Source organism: Massilia sp. ZL223 (assembly GCF_018119395.1).
In the GTDB taxonomy this organism is placed as follows: Bacteria; Pseudomonadota; Gammaproteobacteria; order Burkholderiales; family Burkholderiaceae_D; genus Telluria.
This window is the reverse complement of record NZ_JAGPWD010000005.1, coordinates 1-23342: the sequence shown is the minus strand read 5'-3', so window position 1 is coordinate 23342 and position 23342 is coordinate 1. Positions and strand designations below refer to the sequence as shown.

Genomic DNA, 23342 nt, shown 5'->3' with positions numbered 1-23342 from the left:
TTTTTTTTGCCCCTTCACGAATCGCCCATCCGTTATACACTCACGCCTGGATCGTCACCCTCACCTTGCCATGAAACGTCTTGCCAGCCTGCTTGCCGGTCTCGTTTGCGCCCTCTCCGCCCATGCCGGCGAAGTCCAGGTCGCGGTAGCCGCGAACTTCACCGCGCCGATGCAGGCCATCGCCGCCCAGTTCCAGAAGGACACCGGCCACAAGGCCCTGCTCGCCTTCGGCGCCACCGGCAAGTTCTACGCCCAGGTCCGCAACGGCGCGCCCTTCGAGGTGCTGCTGGCCGCCGACGACGAGACCCCGGCCAGGCTGGAAGCCGAGGGACAGGCCGTGGCAGGCACCCGTTACACCTATGCGGTCGGCCGCCTGGTGCTGTGGTCTGCGCAGGCGGGCCTGGTGAGCAGCGGCGACATCCTCAAGAGCGCGGACTACCGCCACCTGGCCATCGCCAATCCCAAGACCGCCCCCTACGGCGCGGCCGCGATGACGGTGCTCGACAAGCTGGGACTGCGCGCGGCAGTTCAGCCGCGCATCGTGCAGGGCGAGAGCATCGCCCAGGCCTACCAGTTCGCCAGCACCGGCAATGCGGAACTCGGCTTCGTCGCCCTGTCCCAGGTCTGGCGCGACGGCCAATTCACGTCCGGCTCCGGATGGATCGTGCCCGCCCACCTGCACGCACCGATCCGCCAGGACGCCGTGCTGCTGGCCAAGGGACGCGCCAACCCGGCCGCGAAGGCCCTGCTCGACTACCTGCGTTCCAACAAGGCGCAAGCCCTGATCCGCTCTTTCGGCTACGAGATCTGATGCCGGACGCCGCTGACTTTTCCGCCGTCTGGCTGACCCTCAAGCTCGCCTCCCTGGTCACCATCCTGCTGCTGGCGCTCGGCACCCCGCTGGCCTGGTGGCTGGCGCGCACCCGCTCGCGCCTGAAGAACGCGGTGGTCGCGATCGTCGCCCTGCCCTTGGTGCTGCCGCCCACCGTGCTGGGTTTCTACCTGCTGCTGGCCATGGGCCCGGAGGGGCCGCTGGGACGCCTGAGTGCCCTGCTCGGCCTTGGCACCCTGGCCTTCACCTTCCCCGGCCTGGTGATCGCCTCGCTGCTGTATTCGATGCCTTTCGTGGTGCAGCCGCTGCAGAACGCCTTCGAGGTCATCGGCGAGCGTCCGCTGGAAGTGGCGGCCACCCTGCGCGCCGGGCCCTGGGACACCTTCTGGTCGGTGGTCCTGCCGCTGGCCCGCCCCGGCTTCGTGACCGGCGCCATCCTCGGCTTCGCGCACACCATCGGCGAATTCGGCGTGGTGCTCATGATCGGCGGGAACATCCCCGACAAGACGCGCGTGGTCTCGGTCCAGATCTACGACCACGTCGAGGCGATGGAATACGCCCAGGCCCACTGGCTGGCCGGCGGCATGCTGGCCTTCAGCTTCATCGTGCTGCTGGCGCTGTACACCTTCTATCCGCAGTCGATGCGCGGGGTACGCCGATGAGCATCCGTGCGCGCTTTCATATCGACCGCGGCGGCTTTGCGCTCGACGTCGACCTGGACCTGCCCGCGCAAGGCGTGAGCGCCCTGTTCGGCCATTCCGGCTCCGGCAAGACCACCCTGCTGCGGGCCATCGCCGGACTTGAACGCGCGCCGGGCGGCTATATGGCGCTGGGCGGCGAGATCTGGCAGGACGAGGCGCGCGGAATCTTCGTTCCCACCTGGCAGCGCGCGGTCGGCTATGTGTTCCAGGAGGCCAGTCTGTTCCCCCACCTGAGCGTGCGCGGCAACCTCGAATTCGGACAGAAGCGCGCCAGGCGCAAGGAAGGCCAGCCTTCGCTGGGCGCCGTCGCCGAACTGCTGGGCATCCTGCCCCTGCTCGGCCAGGACCCGGCGCGCCTGTCCGGCGGCGAGCGCCAGCGCGTGGCCATCGCCCGCACCCTGCTGGCCGCGCCGCGCCTGCTGCTGATGGACGAACCCCTGGCCGCGCTCGACCTCAAGCGCAAGCTGGAAATCCTGCCCTACCTGGAACGCCTGCACGACGAGCTGTCCCTGCCGATCGTCTACGTCAGCCACGCGGCGGACGAGGTGGCGCGCCTGGCCGACCACCTGGTGCTGCTCGATGCCGGCCGGGTGAGCGCCAGCGGCCCGCTGGGCGAACTGCTGGCCCGCATCGACCTGGCCGGCGCCTTCGACGAGGACGCGGGCGTGGTGGTCGACGCGGTGCTCACCGGCCACGACGAGGACGGCATGGCGCGCCTGTCCTTCCCCGGCGGGATGCTCTACGCCGCCCGCCGCGAGGCCGTGCCCGGCAGCCGGGTGCGCTGCCGCATCCAGGCGCGCGACGTCAGCCTGGCGCTCGAGCGTCCACGCGCCACCAGCATCGCCAACATCCTGCCGGCCGAAGTGCGCGAGCTGGCTCCCGCGGGCCCGGCGGGCCAGGTGATGGTGCGGCTGCAGACCGGCGAGATCGCGCTGCTCGCGCGCATCAGCGAACGCTCGCGGCGCGAGCTCGGCATCGTCCCCGGAACCCATGTCTGGGCCCAGGTGAAGGCGGTCGCGCTGCTGGCGTGAGCCTCTCACGCCGTCCCTGTTAAAATTGCAAGATTCTGTGTAGGGTTCACTCGCCGGCAGACAACCCGATTCCCCGATGAAGACGCGTAGCTACCTCACTGCGATCATTCTGATCGTCCTCCTCCCTCTTCTCGCCTTGTCCGCGTGGGGCTTGTCGCTCCTGTTGCAAGACGAGAAGGAAGCGCGCCTGCAGGCCGTCGCGGAGAAAGCGAACTCGGTCGCGCTGTCGATCGACAAGGAGTTCGCCAAGGCGGAAGGCGCCTTGCGCGTGATCGCCCAGACCGACGCGATGGCCAGCGAAGACTACGCATCGCTCCACGCGCTGATGCGCAAGACCATCACCTCCGAGAATTCGTGGGGCGTCCTGTTCGACGACGCGGGCCGCATGCTGCTCCACACTCACCTTTCTTACGGTAAGCCTATCGACCAGGGGCCGAATCCCTGGGTGCTGGAGGCCATCGCTCGTGGCGAACCGAGCGTTTCGAATCTGCGCCCTGGGCGCGCCGGGAAATCGAAGGTGGTATCGGTCCAGCTTCCGGTGAAAACCCCGAGCGGCCGCACCTATTTGCTCGCCTATACCTTTAACAACACGCACATCACCGCCCTGCTGCGGCACAAGGACCTGCCCGACACCTGGGTGATCGGCGTGTTCGGCGCGGACGGCATTTCCATCGCCCGCAACGTGCGCGAGCACCAGTTCGTCGGCACTCCTGTCCGGCCGGAGCTGTTCCAGGCGGCGCAGCGCCAGTTCAGCGGACGGATCATCAACCGCACGCGCGACGGCTTCATGGCCTACAACAGCTTCACGCACACCTCGCGCGCCGCGTGGACGGTCGCGATCGCGGCGCCGCGCGACGAGATCAACAGCCCGGCGCGTAACGCGACCTGGTTCGCGGCCGTGGTCCTCCTGATCGCCCTCGGCTGCGCCGGCGCCGGCATCGTCGTGTTCGCCCGCCGCATCACCGGTTCCTACCAGCTGACCCTGGCGGCGGCGAAGACCCTCGAAGTCGGCGGCATCCCCGCGCCGGTGCGCTCAGGCGTGCTGGAAGCCGACCTGCTGCAGACCGCCCTGCACGACGCCGGCGTCAAGCTGGCGCGCGAGAACGAAGCGCGGCAAGCCCTCGAGCGCGAGCGCGAAACCCTGCTCGTCAGCGAACGCGATGCGCGGCGCGAGGCGGAGAACCAGAACCACGCCAAGGACGAATTCCTGGCGATGCTGGCGCACGAACTGCGCAATCCGCTCGCGCCCATCTCCGCCGCCGCGCAGACCCTGGGGCTGCAGATCAACAACGAGCGTGCCGTGCGGCGCGCCGGCGACGTCATCGTGCGCCAGGTGGACCACCTGAAGTCCCTGATCAACGACCTGCTCGACGTCTCGCGCGTCACCCGGGGACTGGTGTCCATCGAGCAGGACGAGGTCGAGATCGGCGCCATCGCCGGCAGCGCCGTCGAACAGGCGCAGCCCCTGATCCAGGCCCGCGGCCACCGGCTCGAGGTACAGGTGCGCTGCCCGCAGGCGCGGGTGCGCGGCGACCGCGTGCGCCTCATCCAGGTATTGAGCAACCTGCTGAACAATGCCGCGAAATACACGCCTTCCGGCGGCGCCATCACGCTCACTGTGGATACGCTGGGATCCGAGGCGGTGATCGAGGTCGCGGACAACGGCATGGGCATCGACGCCGAGCTGCTTCCCCATGTGTTCGACCTGTTCAGGCAGGCCTCGCGCAGCTCCGAACGCTCGCAGGGCGGCCTGGGCTTGGGACTGGCGCTGGTGCGCAGCATCATGGCCCTGCACGGAGGCCGCGTGGAGGCCCATAGCGAAGGTCTGGGGCAAGGGGCCCGTTTCACGCTGTTCCTGCCCTTGCTCGCGCAAGGGCCCGGCCAGGCCGGCAATGCCGCCGTAGCGGCCACGGCCCCGCCGGCGCCGGTACGCCTGATGATCGTCGACGACAACCTGGATGCGGCGCGCGCGCTGGCCAACCTGCTCGAAGCCAAGGGCCACAGCGTGGCCATCGCCGGCGACGCCCAGGCCGCGCTCGGCCACGGCGGCGCGGAAGCCTTCGCCGTGTATATCCTGGATATCGGCTTGCCGGGCATGGACGGCTACGAGCTGGCGCGCCGCCTGCGCAGCGCCGCCGGCGGCCGGGTGGTGCTGGTCGCGCTCACGGGCTATGGCCAGGCCCAGGACATCCACAAGGCCTACGCGGCCGGTTTCGACCACCATTTCGTCAAGCCGATCGACATCGAGGCGCTGGACCGCATCCTGGCCGCGGCGGCCGTGGGCTCCCGGCTGGACAGCGCCGTCCAGCCCTGAGCGCGCCGCGGGTTCAGTTGGACAGCACTGGCTCCGTCGCCGCCCCTTCCGGCGCCGGCTGCGGCTCGGCGAACTCCGCGTAGACCCAGTCCTCGCCCGCGCGCACCACGCCTTCCGGCACCACGGGCGCGCGCGGCGGCGTCTTGGCCAGCGCGACCCGCATGTAGTCGACCCAGATCGGCAGCGCCAGCGTGGCGCCGAACTCGCGTCCGCCGAGCGAGCGCGGCTCGTCGTAGCCCATCCACGCCACGCCCACCACGCTGCCGCTGTAGCCGGCGAACCAGCCGTCGAAGGCATTGCTGGTGGTGCCGGTCTTGCCGGCGAGATCAAGGCGCTTGAGCTGCACCGAGGACTGGGCGCCGGTGCCGAAGCGCGCCACGTCGCGCAGCATGCTGTCGGTGATGAAGGCGTTGCGCGCATCGAGCACGCGCACCCGCTCCTGCCCCGCCCGGGTGCGGGCATTGTCCACGACCACGCTGCCGTCCTTGTCCTGGATCTTCGCGATCAGCCAGGGCTCGACGCGGTAGCCGCCGTTGGCGATGACGGCATAGGCGCCCGCCATCTGCAGCGGCGTCACCGCACCGGTGCCCAGGGCCATGGTCAGGTTGCGCGGATGGCGCGCGGGGTCGAAGCCGAAGCGCTGCAGGAAGTCGCGCGTGTAGTCGACGTCAAGGGTGCGCAGCATGCGCACGGTGGGCACGTTGCGCGAATGCGTGAGCGCGCGCCGCACCGTAATCGGGCCTTCGAAGACGCCGTCGTCGTTGCGCGGCGACCAGTCTCCCTCGTTCGCCACCTCGAGCGGCTCGTCCAGGATCTGGGTGCCGGGGAAGAAGCCGCGCTCCAGCGCCGCCGAGTAGACGAAGGGCTTGATGCTCGACCCGGGCTGGCGCCAGGCCTGGGTCACGTGGTTGAACTTCTGCAGCTGGTAGTCGAAGCCGCCGACCAGCGCGCGGTAGGCGCCGGTGTTGGCGTCGAGGGCGACGAAGGCGGAGGCGACTTCGGGCACCTGGGTGATCGCCCAGCCGCCCTGGCCCGACTTGCTGACGCGGATGACGGCGCCCGGTGTCAGCCGCAAGGCGGCCTTGGCGCTGGAAGCCAGGGCCGGGGCGGCGAAGCCCAGGCCGGCGCCGGCGATCTCGATGTCCTCGCCGCCCTGGGCGACGGCGCGCACCCGCTTGGGCGAGGCCGACGTCACGACGGCCGGCAGCAGGTCGTCGATGGCCGGGCGCTTCTGCAGCGCCTCGGCGATCGCTTCCTCGCGCGCCTCGGCGTCCTTGGGCAGCTTGACGCGCGCTTCCGGGCCGCGGTAGCCGTGGCGCCGGTCATAGGCCAGCACGTTGCGGCGCACGGCGTCGTAGGCCGCCTCCTGCTCCGCCGCGACGATGGTGGTGGTGACCGTGACGCCGCGCTCATAGGCCGCCTGGCCGAAGCGGGCGTAGGCCGCCTGGCGCGCCAGTTCGGCGACGTATTCCGCCTTGGCGCTCGGTCCCGCACCATCGCGCCTGACGTGCAGCGGCTCGGCCAGCGCGCGGCGGTACTGCGCCTCGGTGATGTTCTTCAGCTCGAACATGCGCTTGAGGACCAGGCGCTGGCGCAGCTGCGCGCGCTCGGGATTGGCGACCGGATTGTGGCGCGAGGGATTCTGCGGCAGGCCGGCCAGCATGGCGAATTCGGCCAGCGACAGCTGCTCGAGCGGCTTGCCGAAATAGGTGCGCGCGGCGCTGGAAAACCCGTAGGAACGCTGGCCGAGGTAGATCTGGTTCATGTAGACCTCGAGGATCTGGTCCTTGCTCAGCGCGCGTTCGATCTTGTAGGCCAGCGCCGCCTCGGTCAGCTTGCGCGGCAGGGTCTTGTCGCGCGTGAGGAAGAAGTTGCGCGCCACCTGCATCGTGATCGTCGACCCGCCCTGCAGGGATCCACCGCTGAGATTGGCCTTGGCCGCGCCCAGCACGCGGATCCAGTCGATGCCGCCATGGTCGTAGAAGCGCGCATCCTCGATGGCCAGCACGGCCGCCTTCATCAGCGGCGGGATCTTCGCGATCGGCACGAACTCGCGGCGCTCGACGCCGAATTCGCCGATCAGGACCTTGTCGGCCGAGTAGACCCGCAGCGGAATCTTGGGCTGGTAGTCGGTGATGGCCTTGATGTCCGGGACGTCCGGCAGCTCCGGCACGATGGACGCGGGGGCTGGGCCCGCGGCGAACAGCAGCGCGGCGGCCAGCGCAAAGCGGCATGCAGGGAGGCGGGCTGGAAAAATCCGCCCGGATGGCTGGGCGAAAGGCCGGAACGATGAATTCATGAGGATAAACGTGAGTTGGTCGGCAAGCGAAACGCCCTCCCTGGTGGGCGGGAAGGTCGATTCGCGGCAGATATTACCCTCACAGGCGCGTGGAAGCACGTAAAACGGATGAGGTACCGTCGCCTGGTCCATCGAGGGGCAATTGGCGATACCTGCGCCTTTGCCCCCGCCGGTCCGTCATCTACTTCAGGATCACCCGCGCGACGACCGGATGATGATCGGATGGATAACGCCGGTCGCGCGAGTCGCTCAGCACCGCATATTTGAGCACGTCGAAATGCCGGTCGACGAAGATATAGTCGATCCGGTCAAGCATGGCCGCATCCAGGCGGAAGGCGTTGAACGTGCCCTCCGGCCCATACGGCGGCGCCTTGCTGACCTTGGCCGCATCGCGCATCGCCTTTGCCATGGTCTGCATCTGCACCGTTCCTGGCGTCGAATTGAAGTCGCCCACGCAAATGGCGGGTTCGCCGCGGGCGATCTCGGCGATCTTGCGTAACACCAGGTCGGCGGAGGCGCGGCGGGCCACTTCGCCCTCATGGTCGAAATGGACCGAGAACACGAACAGCGCGCGGCCGGTAACGCGGTCGCGCAGGCGCGCCCAGGACGCGAGGCGGCGGCAGCATGTGGCGTCCCAGCCGAACGAGGGACGGTCGGGCGTTTCGCTGAGCCAGAAATCGCCCTTGGCCAGCAGCGCAAAACGACTCTTGCGGAAGAAGATCGCCGAATGCTCTCCCGCACGATTGCCATCGTCGCGGCCGACGCCAACATGGTCGAATTCGTCCATCTGGGCCAGGTCGGCGATCTGGTCGGCGAGTCCTTCCTGCGTGCCGACGATGTCGAATTCGTGATAGCGGATCAGCGCCTTCACCATGTCCTTGCGGGCGGACCAGGCGTTCGGGCCATCATCGGGATTGTCATAGCGCAGGTTGTAGGTGGCCACGTTGATTGGCGCCGCTGGGTTGCCCGCCGCCGATGCGGCCGGCGTCCATGCCACGGCAAGCAGCATGGCGTATGCGAACATAGTCGCCAGGGGAGATAAGATGGTCTTCATGGTGGTGGCTCTGAAAATACGCCTGCGCGCTCAGGAGCGAGTTAAGCACATTCCGCAGCCCATGTTGCGTCAAATGGCGAACAGCGGCGCAGTTTAGACCTTTTTACTAAAACCGCCTGCGGTGACGGTAATGCCGTTCACTTGCGCAGCACCGTAATCCCGGCCTGGTGTTTCGAGAACAGCAGCGTGGCGATGCCGACCAGAAGGCGCATGCCGGGAAAGCGCAGCAGCTTGCCGACCGCGCCCCGCAAATCCTTGCGATACAAGGCGATATACAGATACGAGGCGTGCGGGTGCACGCTGAAGCCGCGAAATCCCACCCGCCTGCCGGCCCGGATGATCTTGGCCGGATGCATGTCGCGCTCGGTCACGCCGTACTCCTCCACGACGGCGCGCGAACGGCGCTCGTGGCCGCGACCCGGCTCGGACGTGATGCAGATCCCGTCCGGCTTCAATGCGCGGTAGGCGCTGCGCAGCGCCGCCACTTCGTCGACGGCGTGGTGCAGGCAGTCGAAGAACACGACGACATCGAATTCTTCATTGAACCCGAGCGACTCGTAATCGCCGACGACGAAATCCAGGTTGCGCAGGCCGTTCTCCTGCTGCAGGCGGCGGCCGGCCTCGACCGCCTCCGGGACCAGCTCGGCGCCCACCACGTCGTAGCCGCGCTTGGCGAACAGCACGCTGGTCCAGCCGGTGCCGCAGCCCATATCGAGCAGGCGGCCGCCTTGCGGCATCAGCCCCATCATCGCGCCCAGCTCCATCAGGTACAGGCCGCACTGCTCGTCCGACCACGGCTTGTGCTTGGCGTGCCGCATGCCGGCGGCGCCGATATTCTTGAAGTAGTCGTATTCGCCTTGCGTCGCCATCGACTGTCTCGGAATCGTTGAAGGGGGACCTTGTCAAAAAAAAACCCGCGGATGCGCCCAGGACGGCGCGCTTGGCGTCATCGCGTCCTTCCTGCACTCACCTGCTGGTGCCAGGCCGGCGATACGGCAGCCCGTCCTAGTCGCCGCGCAGCGCCTTCTCGAGGTCGTCCAGCTCCGCCGGCTTGACCAAGTGGGCATCGAAGCCCGCCTCCTGCGCGCGGCGGCGGTCTTCCGGCGAACCGTAACCCGTATGCGCCACCAGGCGGATGTTGGCCAGCACCGGATTGCGCTTGATGCGGCGCGCCACCTCGTAGCCATCCACGCCCGGCAGGCCGATATCGAGCACGATCACATCCGGCTTGTGGTGCAGCGCCAGCGCCTCGATCTGGCCGGCGTCGGCGGTGGTGCAGGTTTCGTAGCCCATTTCGCCGAGCAGGAAGCCCATCATTTCCATGGCGTCGACGTTGTCGTCGACCAGCAGTACGCGCATACCCGCGCCCTCCTTGTGCGTGCATTGGACATTCCCGTCCGGCTGCGCGGACTGGGTCACGCGCAGCACCGGGAGTTCGACGGTGAAGGTGCTGCCCAGGCCAATGCCCGGGCTATCGGCCGACAGGCGGCCGCCGTGCAGTTCGATCAGGTGCGAAACCAGCGACAGGCCGATGCCCAGGCCTTCCGGCGCGCGGTCCGGCGGCACTTCCACCTGGGCGAACATGCCGAAGATGCGCGGCAGGTTGTCCTCGGCGATGCCGATGCCGTTGTCGCGCACGGCGATGCGCACCCACTCCCCCGCCAGCGTCACGCTGAGCGTGATCTCGCCGCCCTGCGGAGTGAACTTGGCGGCGTTGTGCAGCAGGTTGCCGATCGACTGCGCCAGGCGCACCGGATCGCCCGACACCCACACCTGTTCGACCGGCTGGACGACCTCCAGGTGGTGGCCGCGCGCGGTAATCAGGGGGGCTGCGGTCTCGATCGCCTGGCCGATCACGCCGCCCAGGTCCACCTCCTCGGTGCGCAGCACGATCTTGCCTTCCGAGATGCGGGCCACGTCAAGCAGGTCGTCCACCAGGTGCGCCAGGTGGTCGACCTGGCGGGTGATCACTTCGCGCGCGCGCGCCTGGCGCTCGCCCGCGATCTCGCCCGTCGCGCCCAGCAGCGCGGCCGCGTTGCGGATCGGGCTCAGCGGGTTGCGCAGCTCGTGCGCCAGGGTGGCCAGGAACTGGTTCTTGTTGCTGTCGGCCGCGCGCAGCAGCGCTTCCATTTCCTTGCGCGCCGTGATGTCGCTGGTCACGCGCGCCACGCGGTAGACCTGGCCGCGCGCATTCCGCACCGGGAACATGCGGTCGCGCACCCAGCGCGTCTGGCCGTCGGGCACGGTGATGCGGAATTCCTCGTCATAGTGGTGCTCGGTGGCCAGCGCTTCCCAGCGGCGCGCGGCGGCGGCGCGGTCGTCCGGGTGGACGGCGTCCAGCCAGCCGCCCGGCTGTTCGCCCAGGGTCTCGGCGCTGCGGCCCCAGATGTCGGCATAGGCCGGGCTCACGTACACCAGCTCGCGGCCGGGCACGGAGAACATCCAGAACACGTCGTCGATGTTGTCGGTCAGCTGGCGGAAGCGCTCTTCGCTGTCGCGCAGGTCGACCTGGGCCTGGCGCATGCGCAGCAGCGCGTTGACGTTGGCGATCAGTTCGTCCGCTTCGATCGGCGCCGCCAGGTAGTTGTCGGCGCCGCCTTCCAGGCCGCGGATCTTGTCGGCGCGCCCGGTCAGCGCAGCCGAAGTCTGCAGCACCAGCACCTTGCTGGTATCGGAATCGGCCTTGATGCGGCGGCACACTTCGATGCCGTTGATATCGGGGAGCTTGACGTCGAGCAGCACCAGGGCGGGCGCGCGGCGCTTGACGATGTCGAGCGCGTCGGTGCCGTTGGCCGCCTCGGTGACCTCGAACCCCGCGCTTTGCAGGATGCGGGTCTTGGCGTAGCGGGCGCCGTCGTTGTCGTCGACGTTGAGGATCAGGGTCGAATTGGCGTTCATGGTTCGTTTCCGTCGTTCTCCGCCGGCGGCTGCGGCGGCCGGCGCGGCAAGGTGAGCGTGAATGTCGAGCCGACGCCCGGTGTACTGGCGACGTCGACCCTGCCGCCGAGCAGCTCGGCGAGCTTGCGGCACAACGGCAGTCCAAGCCCGGTCCCCTTGCTGCGCCGCTGCAGCGGGTGCTCGATCTGGCTGAACTCTTCAAAAATCAACTGCAAATTGTCCGGGCTGATGCCGATGCCGGTGTCGGCCACCCCGAAGGAAATGCTATCCGCTTCCTGGTCGAAGCTCGCGAACACCAGCACCGAGCCGTGCTCGGTGAACTTGAGCGCGTTCGAGATGAAGTTGCGCAGGATCTGCTGGATCTTGCCTTCGTCCGAGAAGAAAGGCTCTTCGATGCCGGAGGGTTCGAAGATCAGTTCCACGCGGCCCTCGTCCACCAGCGGGCGCATCATGCCCTTCAGCGTGCGGAACAGGTTCTCGACCACCACCGGCTCGATCGCCAGCTGCACCCGCCCGGCCTCGATCTTGGCCAGGTCGAGCAGGTCGTTGACCAATTCCGACAGGTCGCCGGCGGCCTTCGCGATGAACTTCACCTGGCGCTCCTGTTCCACGGTGAGGTCCCCATCCATGCGGTCCAGCAGCAGCTGGGCCAGCGCGCGGATCGAGGAAAGCGGCGTGCGCAGCTCGTGGCTGGTGTTGGACAGGAAGCGCGACTTCATTTCGTCGGCGCGGCGCAGGCGCTCGGCCTTGTCCTCGATCTCGGCGTACAGCGCCACGATGCCGCGGTTGGTGTCTTCCAGCTCGCGCGTGAGCGAGAGCAGGTCTTCCTGGCGCTCGCGCAGCTCGGACAGGGTGGACAGCAGTTCCTGGTTCTGCAGCTGCAGTTCGTGCAGAGTGTTGGACACCGGGCTGTCGGCCAGGCGCGCGCCGATCTCGGCCAGGCGCGCGGGCGTGACGCGCTCTTGCGGCGGCAGCACCTTGCGCACCGTGACGGTGGTGGCGCCCTTCACGCCGGGGTCGACCTCGCAGGCATCCATCAGGCGGTGCGCGGTGATGATGGCGAGTTCGTGCAGCGACTGCGGATTGGCCTCGGCATCGGGCGGCAGGACGGCGGCCGGCGGCCCGTTGCCGGCGCTGACCAGCACTTCGAGGTGCTGGCGGCCGGCCATGTCGCGCAGCTGGAACTGGGCGCGCCCGCCCGAGCCGTGGTGGCAGGCGCCGCGCGCCACTTCCGACACGGCGGTGGCGACGCGCACCTGGTCCTGCTGCGAAAAGCCCAGCAGCGCCGAGATCTGGCGCGCGCGCTGGCGCACCAGGACCACATCCTGGTCGCTGTCCAGGCCGACGCTGAGGATGCGCTGGACGTTCATCGGTCCATCCCGCGGTGCGCGCCATGGCGCCTGACGACCAGCACCAGTGCGTCGTCGCGGCGGCGGATGTAGTCGCGCATCAGGACCGCCGCGATCAGGGCCGGGCTGCGCCCTTCCAGTCCCGGATAGCGGCCCAGGTCCCACTGGGTCTGGATGCCGTCCGAATGCAGGATGCACAGGGCCCCGACCGGGAACGGCAGGGTGAATTCCTGCACCTTGCGCATGTTGTGGCCGACGATGCCGTTGTGCGAGACCAGGGCGCGGCGCACGCCGTCCGTCACGATGCCGGCGATGTTGCCCACGCCGGCGAAGCGCAGCTCGTCGCTCCGGTAATCGATGCGCGCGGTGGCGAGCGCCGCCCCGCGCGTGATGCGCAAGGCGTCGTTGGCGGCGTGCATCAGCTCACCCGCCTCGATGCCGGGACGCGCTTCCAGCGCGCCGATCGCGGCGTTGGCGGCCTTGGCCGCTTCCGGACCATGCCCCAGTCCGTCCGCCGCCAGCAAGCTGGCGCCATGGCGTCCGCAGCTGACCGCCCAGCCGTCGCCGCAGTCCTCCTCGCCCGCCATCGGCACCCACAGCGCGCCGACATCGAGCCCGCAGTGTTCCGGCGGCGGCACGTCGCGCCACAGGCGCATGAAGAAAACCGCGCCCTTGCCATGTTCCGAGTAGACGTCGAATTCGTCGGAGAGGCGGCGCAGCGCCCCCAGGCCGGTGCCTGCGGTGCCGGCGGTCGAGACGCCGTCGATCAGGCTGTAGCCCAGGTCGGCGATGCCCGGTCCCTTGTCCATGGCCAGCACGTCGATCCCGATGCCCGACGCCGACTGGGCGGGCCCGATGTGGACCTCGCCCTCGCCCGCATGCTTGAGGATGTTGGTGGCGGCCTCGGTGATGATCAGCGCCAGCTGGCCGGCGCGCGTTTCGGTATAGCCGAGCGAATCGGCCAGCCGCTGGCCCGCGCGGCGCGCGGCCGAGACGTCGCTGGCATGCAGGATGGCGAAGACGGTCTGCGGCGTCCGTGAACTGATCAGCGTTTCCATTTGACCACCGAGACGGCTGTACCCTCGCCCGGACGGCTGTCGATATCGAATTCGTCGACCAGGCGCTTGGAACCGCCCAGGCCCAGGCCCAGGCCGCCGCCGGTCGTGAAACCGTCGCGCAGTGCGCTGTCGAGATCGGAAATGCCCGGTCCGGCGTCGACGAACACCAGTCCGATGCCCTGGCGCACGCCGTCCGACAGGGCGTCGAGGCAGACTTCGCCGCCGCCGCCATACTTGAGCGTGTTGCGGGCCAGCTCGCTGGCCGCGGTGACCAGCTTGGTCTGGTCGACCAGGGACAAAGCGATCGCCACCGCACGTTCGCGCACCTGCTTGCGCAGCCCGACCACGTCCTCGTCCGAACGCAGCGGCAGGATCACCCGCCCCGTGCGCTGCTGGCGGTGGCGATCCAGCAACTCGGACTCGAACAGGACTGCATTGGTATGCGCGTCACCCATCACTTGTAGCTCTTTCCTAGCAGGGCCATGCCCTTTTCGACGTTGAGCGCGGTCTTCACGCCGTGCAGGGTCAGGCCCAGCTCGACGAGCGTGATCGCGACCGCGGGCTGCATGCCCACGACGACCGTCTGGGCGTCCAGCACGCGGGCCATCGCGGCGGTGTTGCTGATCATACGCCCAATGAAGGAATCGACCAGGTCGAGCGCGGAGATGTCGATCAGGACGCCCTTGGCGTTGTCGCGCACGATCCGTTCGGTCAGGTCGTCCTGCAGGGTCATGGCGAGACGGTCATGCATGTCGACCTGGATCGTCACGAGCAGCAGGTCGCCCATGCGCAGGATAGGAATCCGTTCCATGGTGCGGCTCTCAGGCGGCCTGCTTGGCGATGAGGGCGGTGCCGGTGCGCTCGAGCGCGACCAGGAAGGCGTCGGCCAGGGTGGCCTTGGTCATCACGTCTTCCAGGTTCACGCCGAGGTGCACGATGGTCTGTGCGATCTGCGGGCGGATGCCGCTGATGATGCAGTCCGCGCCCATCAGACGCGCCGCGGCGATGGTCTTCATCAGGTGCTGGGCCACCAGGGTGTCCACGGTCGGCACGCCGGTGATATCGATGATGGCGATCATGGCGCCGGTGTCAACGATCTTTTGCAGGATGTTTTCCATCACCACCTGGGTGCGGGCCGAGTCCAGGGTGCCGATCAGGGGCAGCGCCAGGATGCCGTTCCACAGCTTGACGACCGGGGTCGAGAGCTCCAGCAGTTCCTGCTGCTGGCGCACGATGATCAGGTCCTTGGTCTTCTGGAACACTTCGATGGTGTACAGGCCCAGCTTGTCCAGCAGGGTGTTGATGGTCCACGAGGCCGTGGCCAGCGCTTCCGGCTCGGCCGCGAAGACCGCGCGCAGGCGCGCGAACAGGGCTTGCTTGAGCGAGAACACGAAGGTCGCGGTTTCGCTCGGCGTGGAGCCCGACTTGGCGCGGGTGGATGAGATCTCGCCCAGCAGGTCGCGCACCTCGTCCCAGGAGCGGTGGTCGATGTTGTCCAGTTCGCCAGCACGGGTGGCGGCGCTGAACGCGGCCAGGAATTGCTGGGTGTGGTTACGCAACTGCTCGCGGGACGCGCTGGTGCCGCGCACGGCCAGCGCTTCCAGCTGGGCCAGCCAATCGGCGCCGATCGCCGCCTGGTTCTCCTGCAACATCTGGCTGATACGGGTTGCGTCATCCTTAGTGGTCATCGGACTATCCTTTTTTTGATTTGTCGGGTGGGTACGCGGCGTCTCTCGTGCACGTGTAGCTACACGAATGAGATAAACGGCCAACTATACCACTTATGCCATCAGGGACATGGCACGGTTGAGTTGTCTGACGGATATTTTTGCTGCAATGATGGCAAAACGCCGCGACACAAAAAATGCCGCCGAAATATGACTTGAAAGACAGTGCATTTTAACCTTTTGGCGACCCACCTTCGGCCCTGCGATGCGCGTATTCATACAGGACCGGCAACAACAACAGCGTCAATACGGTGGACGACACGATCCCGCCGATGACCACCGTCGCCAGCGGCCGCTGCACCTCGGCTCCGGTGCCGGTCGCCAGCGCCATCGGCACGAAGCCCAGCGAGGCCACCAGCGCCGTCATCAGGACCGGGCGCAGGCGCGCCATCGCCCCCTCCTCCACCGCCCGGGCCAGCGGCATGCCGCCCTCGCGCAAGCTGCGGATGAAGGACACCATCACCAGGCCGTTGAGCACCGCCACCCCGCTCAGGGCGATGAAGCCGACCGCCGCCGAGATCGACATCGGGATGCCGCGCAGCCACAGGGCGCACAGTCCGCCGGTGAGCGCGAACGGGATGCCGGTGAAGACCAGCAGGCCGTCCCTGGCGTTGTTGAAGACCAGGTAGAGGAGCGCGAACACCAGCGCCAGGGCGGCCGGCACCACCAGCTGGAGGCGCCTGGCGGCCGCCTCCAGGTGCTCGAACTGCCCGCCCCAGCTGGTCCAGTAGCCGGGCGGGACGCCGACCTTCTGCGCGACGCGCTCCTGCGCCTCGGCGACGAAAGAGCCGATGTCGCGCCCGCGCACGTTGGCGGTCACCACCACGCGGCGCTTGCCCTGCTCGCGGCTGAACTGGTTGGGGCTGGGCGCCAGGTCGAAGCTGGCGATCTCGCCAAGGGTGATGAAGCTGTGCGGCGTCCCCTCTTTCGCTGGCAGCGCCACCGGCAGCCGCTTGAGCGCGTCGATATCGCCGCGCACCGCTTCCGGCAGGCGCACCACGATGTCGAAGCGGCGGTCGCCCTCGAACACGATGCCGGCCGCGCGCCCCGCCGTGGCGGTGGCGATCATCTCCTGCACGTCGCCGATGTTCAGGCCCATGCGCGCTGCGCGTTCGCGGTCGACCTCGATTTGCAGCATCGGCAGGCCGGTGGTCTGCTCGACCTGCACTTCGCTCGCCCCGCTCACCTTCCGCAGTTCGGCCGCAACGCGCATGGCGGTGGCGTTCAGCACCGACAAGTCGTCGCCGAACACCTTCACCGCCACGTCGCTGCGCACACCGGAAACCAGTTCGTTGACGCGCAGCTGGATCGGCTGGCTGAATTCGTAGCTGTTGCCGGGCAGCTGATCGAGGGTGTGGCGGATCGCCGCCAGCAGTTCCTCGCGCGTCTTCTTCGGCCGCGGCCAGTCCTGTTCCGGCTTGAGCATGATGATGCCGTCGGCCACGCTGGGCGGCATCGGGTCCGACGCGATCTCCGCCGTCCCGATGCGCGCGAACACGCGCTCGATCTCCGGATAGCCGCGCATCAGGCTGGTCTCGATCTGCTGCTGCATCTTCACGGACTGGCTCAGGCTGGTGCCCGGCACGCGCACCGTGAGCACGGCCAGGTCGCCTTCGTTCATGGTGGGGGCGAATTCCATGCCCAGTCGCGTGGCCATCAGGCTCGAGATGGCCAGCACGATGGCGGCGAAAGCCAGCGCCACGGGGCGGTTGGCCATCGCATAGCGCAGGCAGGGCGCGTACCAGCGGCGCGCGGCATGCATGGCGCGGCTTTCCTTCTCGACCACGTTGCGGCCGATGAACAGGGCCACCGCGGCCGGCACGAAGGTCAGCGACAGGATCATCGCGCCCAGCAGCGCGATCACCACCGTGAAGGCCATCGGGTGGAACATCTTGCCCTCGATGCCGGTGAGCGCGAAGATCGGCAGGTAGACGATCATGATGATCAGCTGGCCGTAGACGAGCGGGCGGCGTGCCTCTTGGGCCGCCTGGAACACTTCCTCGAAGCGTTCCTCGCGCTGAAGCACCCGGCCCATCCTCGCCTGGGCCTGGGCGATGCGGCGCACGCAGTTTTCGACGATGACCACCGCCCCATCGACGATGATGCCGAAGTCGAGGGCGCCCAGGCTGAGCAGGTTGGCGCTGACCCGGTTGCCGACCATGCCGGAAAAGGTGAACAGCATCGCCAGCGGAATCACCATGGCGGTCAGCAGCGCGGCGCGGATATTCCCGAGGAACAGGAACAGCACGGCCACCACCAGCACCGCGCCCTCCAGCAGGTTGGTGCGCACGGTCTCGATGGCGCGCTCCACCAGGTTGGTGCGGTCGTACACCGTGACCGCCTTCACGCCCTTGGGCAGGCTGCGGTTGATCTCGGCCATGCGCTGGTCGACGGCGCGCGAGACGGCCCGGCTGTTCTCGCCCAGCAGCATGAACACCGTGCCCAGCACCACTTCCTGCCCGTTCTCGGTGGCCGCCCCGGTGCGCAGCTCGCGCCCCACCGACACCTCGGCCACGTCGCGCACCCGCACCGGGATGCCGTTGACCGTGGTGACCACGATGTTGCCGATGTCGCTCGTGGAGGCGGCCTGGCCGGGCGCCCGCACCAGGTACTGTTCCCCTTCGCGCTCGATGTAGCCGGCGCCGACATTGCTGTTGTTCTTCTCCAGCGCGCTCACAATGTCGGCCAGTTCCAGGCCATAGGACGACAGGGTGGCGGTATCCGGCGCCACCAGGTATTCCTTGTCGAAGCCGCCGATCGAATTGATCTCGGTGACGCCCGGCACGGTGCGCAGCTGGGGCTTGATGATCCAGTCCTGGATCTCGCGCAGGTCGGTCGGCGTGTAGGGCGTGCCGTCCGGCTTCTGCGCGCCCTTCTCCGTCTCCACGGTCCACAGGTAGATCTCGGACAGGCCGGTGGCGATCGGCCCCATGGCCGGCACCGCGCCCGGCGGCAGCTGGCCGCTGGCGTCCTGCAGGCGCTGGCTGACCAGCTGGCGCGCGAAGTGGATGTCGGTGCCTTCCTTGAACACCACCGTCACCTGCGACAGGCCGTAGCGCGACAGGGAGCGGAACTGCTCCAGCCCCGGCAGGCCGGACAGCACGGCCTCGATCGGATAGGTGATGCGCTGCTCGGTCTCCAGCGGCGAGTAGCCCGGCGCATGGGTGTTGATCTGCACCTGGACGTTGGTGACGTCGGGGACGGCGTCGATCGGCAGGCGCTGGTAGTTGTAGATGCCGAGGATGGCCATGGCGAGCACCGCCAGCATGACCAGCCAGCGGTGGGCGATGGATGCCCGGATGATGCGGTTGAACATGCTCGCCTTCCCGTCAGTGATGATCGTCCGCGCCCTTGCCTGCGGTTATACCCTGTTGCGCCTTGATGGCGAAACTGCCGGCGGCGGCGATGCGCTCTCCGGCGCGCAGGCCGGAGCTGATTTCGACGAAACGCCCGTCCGAGCGGCTGGTGGCGACCGGCTGGGCCACGAAGCCCTCCGGCACGCGCTTGTAGACCACCTGGCGCCCGTCGTCGGTCTGGATGGCTTCGCGCGGCACCGCCACCGCCACCTGGCTGGCGCCGGTGACCACGTCGACGTTCACCGCCAGGCCGGGCCGCCAGGCGGCGCCGGGATTGGCCAGCACCACGCGCGCGGTGGCCGAGCGCGAGGCCTCGCCCACCAGCGAACTGACGAAGCTCACCTTGCCCGGCGCCGAGGTGCTGGAGGCGATCGAGCGGATCACGGCGTCGGTGCCGACGCGCACGATGTCGAGGTCCTTCGCCGGGACCACCACGTCGGCCCATACGGTGGACAGGTCGGTCAGGGTGAACACGCGGGTGTCGGCGCCCACCATTTCGCCCAAGGTGATGTGCTTCTCGACGATGACCCCGTCGAACGGCGCGCGGATCTGCAGGCGGTTGGAGTTGCCCGCCGCGCTGGTGCCGAGGGCTTGCAATTGCTGGCGCGCGCCCTGCAGGGCGATTTCCGCTTCGTGCAGTTCCTGCTCGGCCTTGAGGTAGTCCTGGCGGGCGGAGATCCGTTCTTCCCACAGCTGCTTCTCGGACGCGTGCAGCTTGCGGGCGTAGGCCAGGCGCTGCTGCGCCGCCGCCAGCGCGCCGCGCTGGGCCGCCACGTCGGCGCTGGCGATCACCGCCAGCACCTCGCCCTGGCGCACCCGGTCACCCAGGTTGGCGGGCACCGCTTCCACAGCGCCCGCAGCGCGCGGCGTGACGTGGGCGGTGCGGTCTTCGTTGAGGGCGATCTGGCCCGGCATGCGGATGAAGGTTTCCATCTGCATGGGACCGGCGTCCTGCAGCGTGATGCCGGCGGCTTTTACCTGTGCGTCGGTGAAGCGGATCACGCCGTCGTCCTTGTGTTCTTCCTGCTCGCTTTCAACGGCGTGTTCGTCCTGCGCGGCAGGCGCGCGGCCGCGCACCAGCACCAGGGCCGCGATGGCCAGGGCCACCGCCAGCATGACGGCCACCACTTTCATTTGCTGCTTGTTCATGGGGTCTCCTGGACGGCGGACGTGCCGGTCAGCCGAGCGATGTCGGCCGCCGCGCGGTGGCTCTCCGCGGCGGCGTTCAGATACTGGGTCTTCGATTGGAACAGGGTGCGCTGGGCGTCGAGCACGTCGAGGATGCCGAACTTCCCGAGCTCGGCGCCGCGGCTGGCGGCGCGGTAGGCGCTTTCCGCGCCCGGCAGGATCTCGGCCGCGATCAGCGCGGATTCTTCCAGGGCGGCCCTGAGGCGGGCGTGGGCCTGGGCCAGCTCGGACTGCAGGCGCACACGCTCGGCCTCCTCTTCGTCCCGCGCCTTGTCGACGCGCCGCAGCGCCTCAAGCAGCGCGCCCTGGTTGCGATTGAACAGCGGGAGCGGCAGCGAGACGCCGACCACGGCCTGGTCGCGTTCGTCCAGGCCCTCGCGGCGGGCGCCGACGATCAGCGTGACATCGGGGATGCGGCGCGTGCGCTCCACCTGCGCCAGCGCTTCGCGGTGGCGGAGCTGGGCGCGTGCGCGCTGCATGGCAGGCGCCTGGTCGAGCCGGGCGGCGAGCTGCGGCAAGGGCACGGCCGGCGGGAGGTCGCCGGCCGGGAGGGCGATCTGCAAACTGGCTCCCTCCCCGCCCCACAGGGCCGCCAGGCGGATGCGCGCACTCTCGAGGTTGCGCGCCGCCTGGATGACCTCGATCCGTGCGCCGGCCTGGGCCACGCGGGCGCGGGTCTCGTCGACCGGCGACACCTTGCCCGCCTCGACGCGCTTGGCCGCCGCCTCGGCGGCGCGGGCGGCGAGCGCAGCCAGTTCCTGGTCCATGCGGTGGCGTTCGATGGCGGCGGCCAGCTCATAAAAGGCGGCGCTGGTATCCGCGCGCACCTGGACCCGCAAGTCCGCCAGCGCGAGCGCCGCCAGGCCGCGTTCTTCGCGCGCGGCGTCGGCGCGGGCGGCGCGCTTGCCGCCCAGTTCGAAGGGAATGCTCAGCTGGGCCGTGGTGGCGCGGCGTTCGCGCCGCTGGCCTTCGCGCAGCACTTCCAGCTCGGGATTGGGCAGGGCCTTCGCCTGCGCCAGCGCGCCGTCCTTGGCGGCGACTTCGCTGGCGGCGGCGCGCAGCGCGGGATTGGCGCGCAGGGCCAGCTCGATGGCCTCCGCCAGCGTGAGGGGCGCGTCATGCTGTGCCGCGGCGGGCGCCAGGATGGCCGCGAACAGGATTGCCGCCAGGGTGAGCGGCTTCAACAGGGATGTCATGGTGTGGCTCCGAACAGGTCAAGGTTCGGCGGGCACCGTGCGCCGCGCGAAGCGGCGTGATGGATCGGGTCTCCCGCCGGGTCAGGCGCGGAGCGGCCGGTCGGGCGGCGGGATCAGGTCGGGGATGTGCGAGACGTAGCGCCGCAGTTCGCCGCGCAGGTGCGGGGCGCCTTTCGGCAGGGGCAAGTCGGGATTGGCGGACGGGATCGCGCTGGCCGACAAGTGATGGCAGATGTCGCAGCCGTTGTCGCAGCAGGGCTTGGCGGCGGCGTCGTCGCCATCGTCGGCTTGCTGCTGGCCGAGCGACTGGCTGGTCTGCTGGACGGCCTTGCCGTCGCCGCCGACGCAGCAGGCGCACGCAGCCGCCCAGACGGACTGGAACGGCATTATCACGAGCAGCAGGACGATCAGCAGGCGTTTCATCAAATTCCCGGTTCGGCACGAATGCGCTGGAGGCGCGGTACATAGTGTGCACGAAAAACCGGGCAGTGGCTATAGCGGCAATGCGCTGGCGTCAGGCGATCGTCACCGGCGGGAAGATGCGCACCTGCGCGACCCGTCCGGTTTCCCGGTCGATCACGAAGATCAGCAGGTAGCCCTTGCCGTAGCGGCTTTCGACGGTGGTGGGACCGACGAAGTAAGCCAGGTCTTCCGGATGGTCGGCGGCGCCGGTCGGTGCGCCGAGCAGGTCCCTGACGTCATCGCTGGTGAGCCGCTGCGGCGGGTACTGGCTGAGGAAGGAGGCGACCATGCGGCCGCGGCCGGCCTGGTCGGCGCTGGCCCATGCTTGCGGCGTGAAGAACTCGTCGCCGAGCGAGTGGATCTGCGCCTCGACGGTGTAGTCCGAGCATCCCTGCAGGAGGCCGAGCGCCAGCAGGCAGGCACCTATCCATCTCATCAGCATTCCCGTCTGCGCTCCTGAAGGCGTGGCGAACTCGGCCATTCTGGGTCAAGGGCGGACGGATGGTTTAACGTAGATCAAACCGGTCTGCGTTATTTTTTCGCCTCCTTGTCGATTTTATGCGTCTTCATTCGTCGTCAAGTTGCAGGCCCCTACCCATCCACCGCTCGACGAGAGGACGTCATGAACAAGCAGATCATTTTCAACCTGGCCGTCAAGGACCTGGACAAATCCAAGGCCTTCTTTTCCGCGCTCGGTTTCCGTATGAATCCACGATTCAGCAACGAGAACGCGGCCTTCATGGACGTCGTGCCGGACAGCATCCACGTCATGCTGATGACCGAAGCCTTCTTCAAGTCGCTGATCGACAAGCCCCTCGTGCAAGCCAGGGAGGCCAACGAGGTCATCATCTGCCTGAGTTGCGAGAGCCGGGAAGAAGTGGACAGCCTGATCGCCAAGGCGGTGGCGGCCGGCGGACGCACGCCGCATCCGCCGGAGGATCACGGCTTCATGTACGACCAGGGCTTCGAGGACATCGACGGCCATCTGTGGAACCTGGTCTGGATGGCGCCGCAGTCCTGACCCTGCCGGCTGCCTGGCGCCGCCTGCGCGGCGGCGCGCAGGAATCGGGCGGCCCTTGCTTCCGGCAGTGTGACAAGGCAAGCGGCTCCGGCTGCAAATGCACAGTGCTCGCTTCATCGTCGTGGCCCTGGAAAGAGCGCCGTAGGTCTCAGCGCTTTTCCTTGTTGATCTCTTGCAGGAGCTTGAACGCCTCGCGCTCGATGGCAAGTTCCGCATCCGCAAGTTCCTTGCTCGCCTTGACATAGGCGGCGCGCTTGCGCTCTTTCTTTTCTTCCGGCGGGACGACCGGCTTCATTCCCGGCATCATGATCTCGGTGCCGCTGTTGTACTTCTTGTGGATGACCTGCTTGCCATAGGATGTCGTGTAGAAACGGGTCATTTCGGTCGCGGTATCCACGGAAACCAGCTGCGCTACCGGCGCCGCAAGGCGTCGATAGATCTCCGTTGGCGGCGTTTTCTCGAGCCTTGCGGACACCGCCTGCCGCTGCGCTTCACTCTGGTAGCGGCTGCGTGCGGCGACGCCGCGCATCAACTTCTCGGCCTGCATCGCTGCAAGGAGATCCTGCGCGGCCTTGACGTGTGCAGGGCTTGGCGCCGCCGTTGGCGCCGCGGGCGCCGGGGCGGCGGCGAATGCAGGGGCGGTAAAGACCAGCGTTAGACCCAGTGCGGCCTGGACTACAGGTTTCATCAGTATCCTTTCAATGAGGAGATGTCCCGCCCCGCCGTGCGGAAGGGTCGGAAGACGACGGTGCGCGGCAAGCGTCGAAGTCCCGGAATGATGCCATGGCTCGAGCGGAACTTCTGCGCGGATTCTCACTTTTCCCGCGACCTCTCCAGGTATTCGACAAGGCAAATA

At 68.2% G+C, this 23342-nt stretch carries 20 protein-coding genes; 5 read left to right on the top strand and 15 right to left on the bottom strand.

From position 1 onward, the window contains the following. The first annotated feature begins 70 nt into the window (after nt 1–70). The 4 genes from modA to KBW95_RS05175 all read left to right on the top strand — a co-directional run bounded on the left by modA (nt 71) and on the right by KBW95_RS05175 (nt 4878). Nucleotides 71–811, top strand: a complete 741-nt coding sequence (gene modA, locus KBW95_RS05190) for a molybdate ABC transporter substrate-binding protein (RefSeq protein WP_211527650.1) — start codon at nt 71–73, stop codon at nt 809–811. After that, a complete protein-coding gene (gene modB / locus KBW95_RS05185; protein WP_211527649.1) occupies nt 811–1494 on the top strand; it encodes a molybdate ABC transporter permease subunit in 684 nt (227 codons plus the stop codon). Before modA ends, modB begins: the two co-directional genes overlap by 1 nt. Then, complete coding sequence (gene modC, locus KBW95_RS05180) at nt 1491–2564, top strand: molybdenum ABC transporter ATP-binding protein (RefSeq protein ID WP_211527648.1); 1074 nt, start codon at nt 1491–1493, stop codon at nt 2562–2564. Before modB ends, modC begins: the two co-directional genes overlap by 4 nt. Before the next feature lie 76 nt (nt 2565–2640). Continuing rightward, a complete protein-coding gene (locus KBW95_RS05175; RefSeq protein ID WP_211527647.1) occupies nt 2641–4878 on the top strand; it encodes an ATP-binding protein in 2238 nt (745 codons plus the stop codon). A 13-nt stretch (nt 4879–4891) separates the two neighbouring features. On the opposite strand, the gene KBW95_RS05170 is transcribed toward KBW95_RS05175, so the two are convergent. From KBW95_RS05170 to KBW95_RS05105, 14 genes are all read right to left on the bottom strand, one after another. Then, a complete protein-coding gene (locus KBW95_RS05170) occupies nt 4892–7177 on the bottom strand; it encodes a penicillin-binding protein 1A (RefSeq protein ID WP_211527646.1) in 2286 nt (761 codons plus the stop codon). 181 nt (nt 7178–7358) lie between these two features. Beyond that, nucleotides 7359–8231, bottom strand: coding sequence for an endonuclease/exonuclease/phosphatase family protein (locus tag KBW95_RS05165; RefSeq protein ID WP_211527645.1), 873 nt, complete (start codon nt 8229–8231; stop codon nt 7359–7361). 137 nt (nt 8232–8368) lie between these two features. Beyond that, nucleotides 8369–9100, bottom strand: coding sequence for a class I SAM-dependent methyltransferase (locus KBW95_RS05160; RefSeq protein ID WP_211523291.1), 732 nt, complete (start codon nt 9098–9100; stop codon nt 8369–8371). Between the two features lie 136 nt (nt 9101–9236). Beyond that, entirely contained in the window at nt 9237–11129 is a 1893-nt protein-coding gene (locus KBW95_RS05155; protein WP_211527644.1) for a response regulator, read from the bottom strand. Beyond that, entirely contained in the window at nt 11126–12499 is a 1374-nt protein-coding gene (locus KBW95_RS05150; protein ID WP_211523293.1) for a sensor histidine kinase, read from the bottom strand. Before KBW95_RS05150 ends, KBW95_RS05155 begins: the two co-directional genes overlap by 4 nt. Continuing rightward, nucleotides 12496–13536 (bottom strand): ATP-binding protein, encoded by a 1041-nt coding sequence (locus KBW95_RS05145; protein ID WP_211523294.1) that lies wholly within the window; start codon nt 13534–13536, stop codon nt 12496–12498. Before KBW95_RS05145 ends, KBW95_RS05150 begins: the two co-directional genes overlap by 4 nt. Further along, a complete protein-coding gene (locus KBW95_RS05140) occupies nt 13524–13991 on the bottom strand; it encodes an anti-sigma regulatory factor (protein WP_211523295.1) in 468 nt (155 codons plus the stop codon). Before KBW95_RS05140 ends, KBW95_RS05145 begins: the two co-directional genes overlap by 13 nt. Continuing rightward, nucleotides 13991–14347 carry an STAS domain-containing protein gene (locus KBW95_RS05135; protein ID WP_078030744.1) on the bottom strand — a complete coding sequence of 119 codons (357 nt, stop codon included), beginning with the start codon at nt 14345–14347 and terminating at the stop codon, nt 13991–13993. Before KBW95_RS05135 ends, KBW95_RS05140 begins: the two co-directional genes overlap by 1 nt. 10 nt (nt 14348–14357) lie before the next feature. Further along, nucleotides 14358–15224, bottom strand: a complete 867-nt coding sequence (locus tag KBW95_RS05130; protein WP_211523296.1) for an STAS domain-containing protein — start codon at nt 15222–15224, stop codon at nt 14358–14360. Between the two features lie 211 nt (nt 15225–15435). After that, nucleotides 15436–18579, bottom strand: a complete 3144-nt coding sequence (locus KBW95_RS05125; protein WP_211527643.1) for an efflux RND transporter permease subunit — start codon at nt 18577–18579, stop codon at nt 15436–15438. Nucleotides 18580–18592: 13 nt separating this feature from the next. After that, nucleotides 18593–19768 (bottom strand): efflux RND transporter periplasmic adaptor subunit, encoded by a 1176-nt coding sequence (locus KBW95_RS05120; RefSeq protein WP_211527642.1) that lies wholly within the window; start codon nt 19766–19768, stop codon nt 18593–18595. Then, a complete protein-coding gene (locus tag KBW95_RS05115) occupies nt 19765–21003 on the bottom strand; it encodes a TolC family protein (protein WP_211527641.1) in 1239 nt (412 codons plus the stop codon). The genes KBW95_RS05120 and KBW95_RS05115 overlap by 4 nt, the downstream gene beginning before the upstream one ends. An 81-nt stretch (nt 21004–21084) precedes the next feature. Then, the gene (locus KBW95_RS05110; protein ID WP_211523300.1) at nt 21085–21426 is read right to left on the bottom strand and encodes a hypothetical protein; all 342 of its coding nucleotides are present in this window, start codon (nt 21424–21426) and stop codon (nt 21085–21087) included. A 91-nt stretch (nt 21427–21517) separates the two neighbouring features. Beyond that, nucleotides 21518–21901 (bottom strand): hypothetical protein, encoded by a 384-nt coding sequence (locus KBW95_RS05105; RefSeq protein WP_211523301.1) that lies wholly within the window; start codon nt 21899–21901, stop codon nt 21518–21520. A gap of 186 nt (nt 21902–22087) precedes the next feature. Here KBW95_RS05105 and KBW95_RS05100 point away from each other — a divergent pair, with 186 nt between their 5' ends. Continuing rightward, nucleotides 22088–22486 (top strand): VOC family protein, encoded by a 399-nt coding sequence (locus tag KBW95_RS05100; protein WP_211523302.1) that lies wholly within the window; start codon nt 22088–22090, stop codon nt 22484–22486. A 148-nt stretch (nt 22487–22634) separates the two neighbouring features. Here the strand turns inward: KBW95_RS05100 and KBW95_RS05095 are convergent, their stop codons facing one another. After that, nucleotides 22635–23174, bottom strand: a complete 540-nt coding sequence (locus KBW95_RS05095; RefSeq protein WP_229429562.1) for a hypothetical protein — start codon at nt 23172–23174, stop codon at nt 22635–22637. Between the last annotated feature and the right edge of the window lie 168 nt (nt 23175–23342).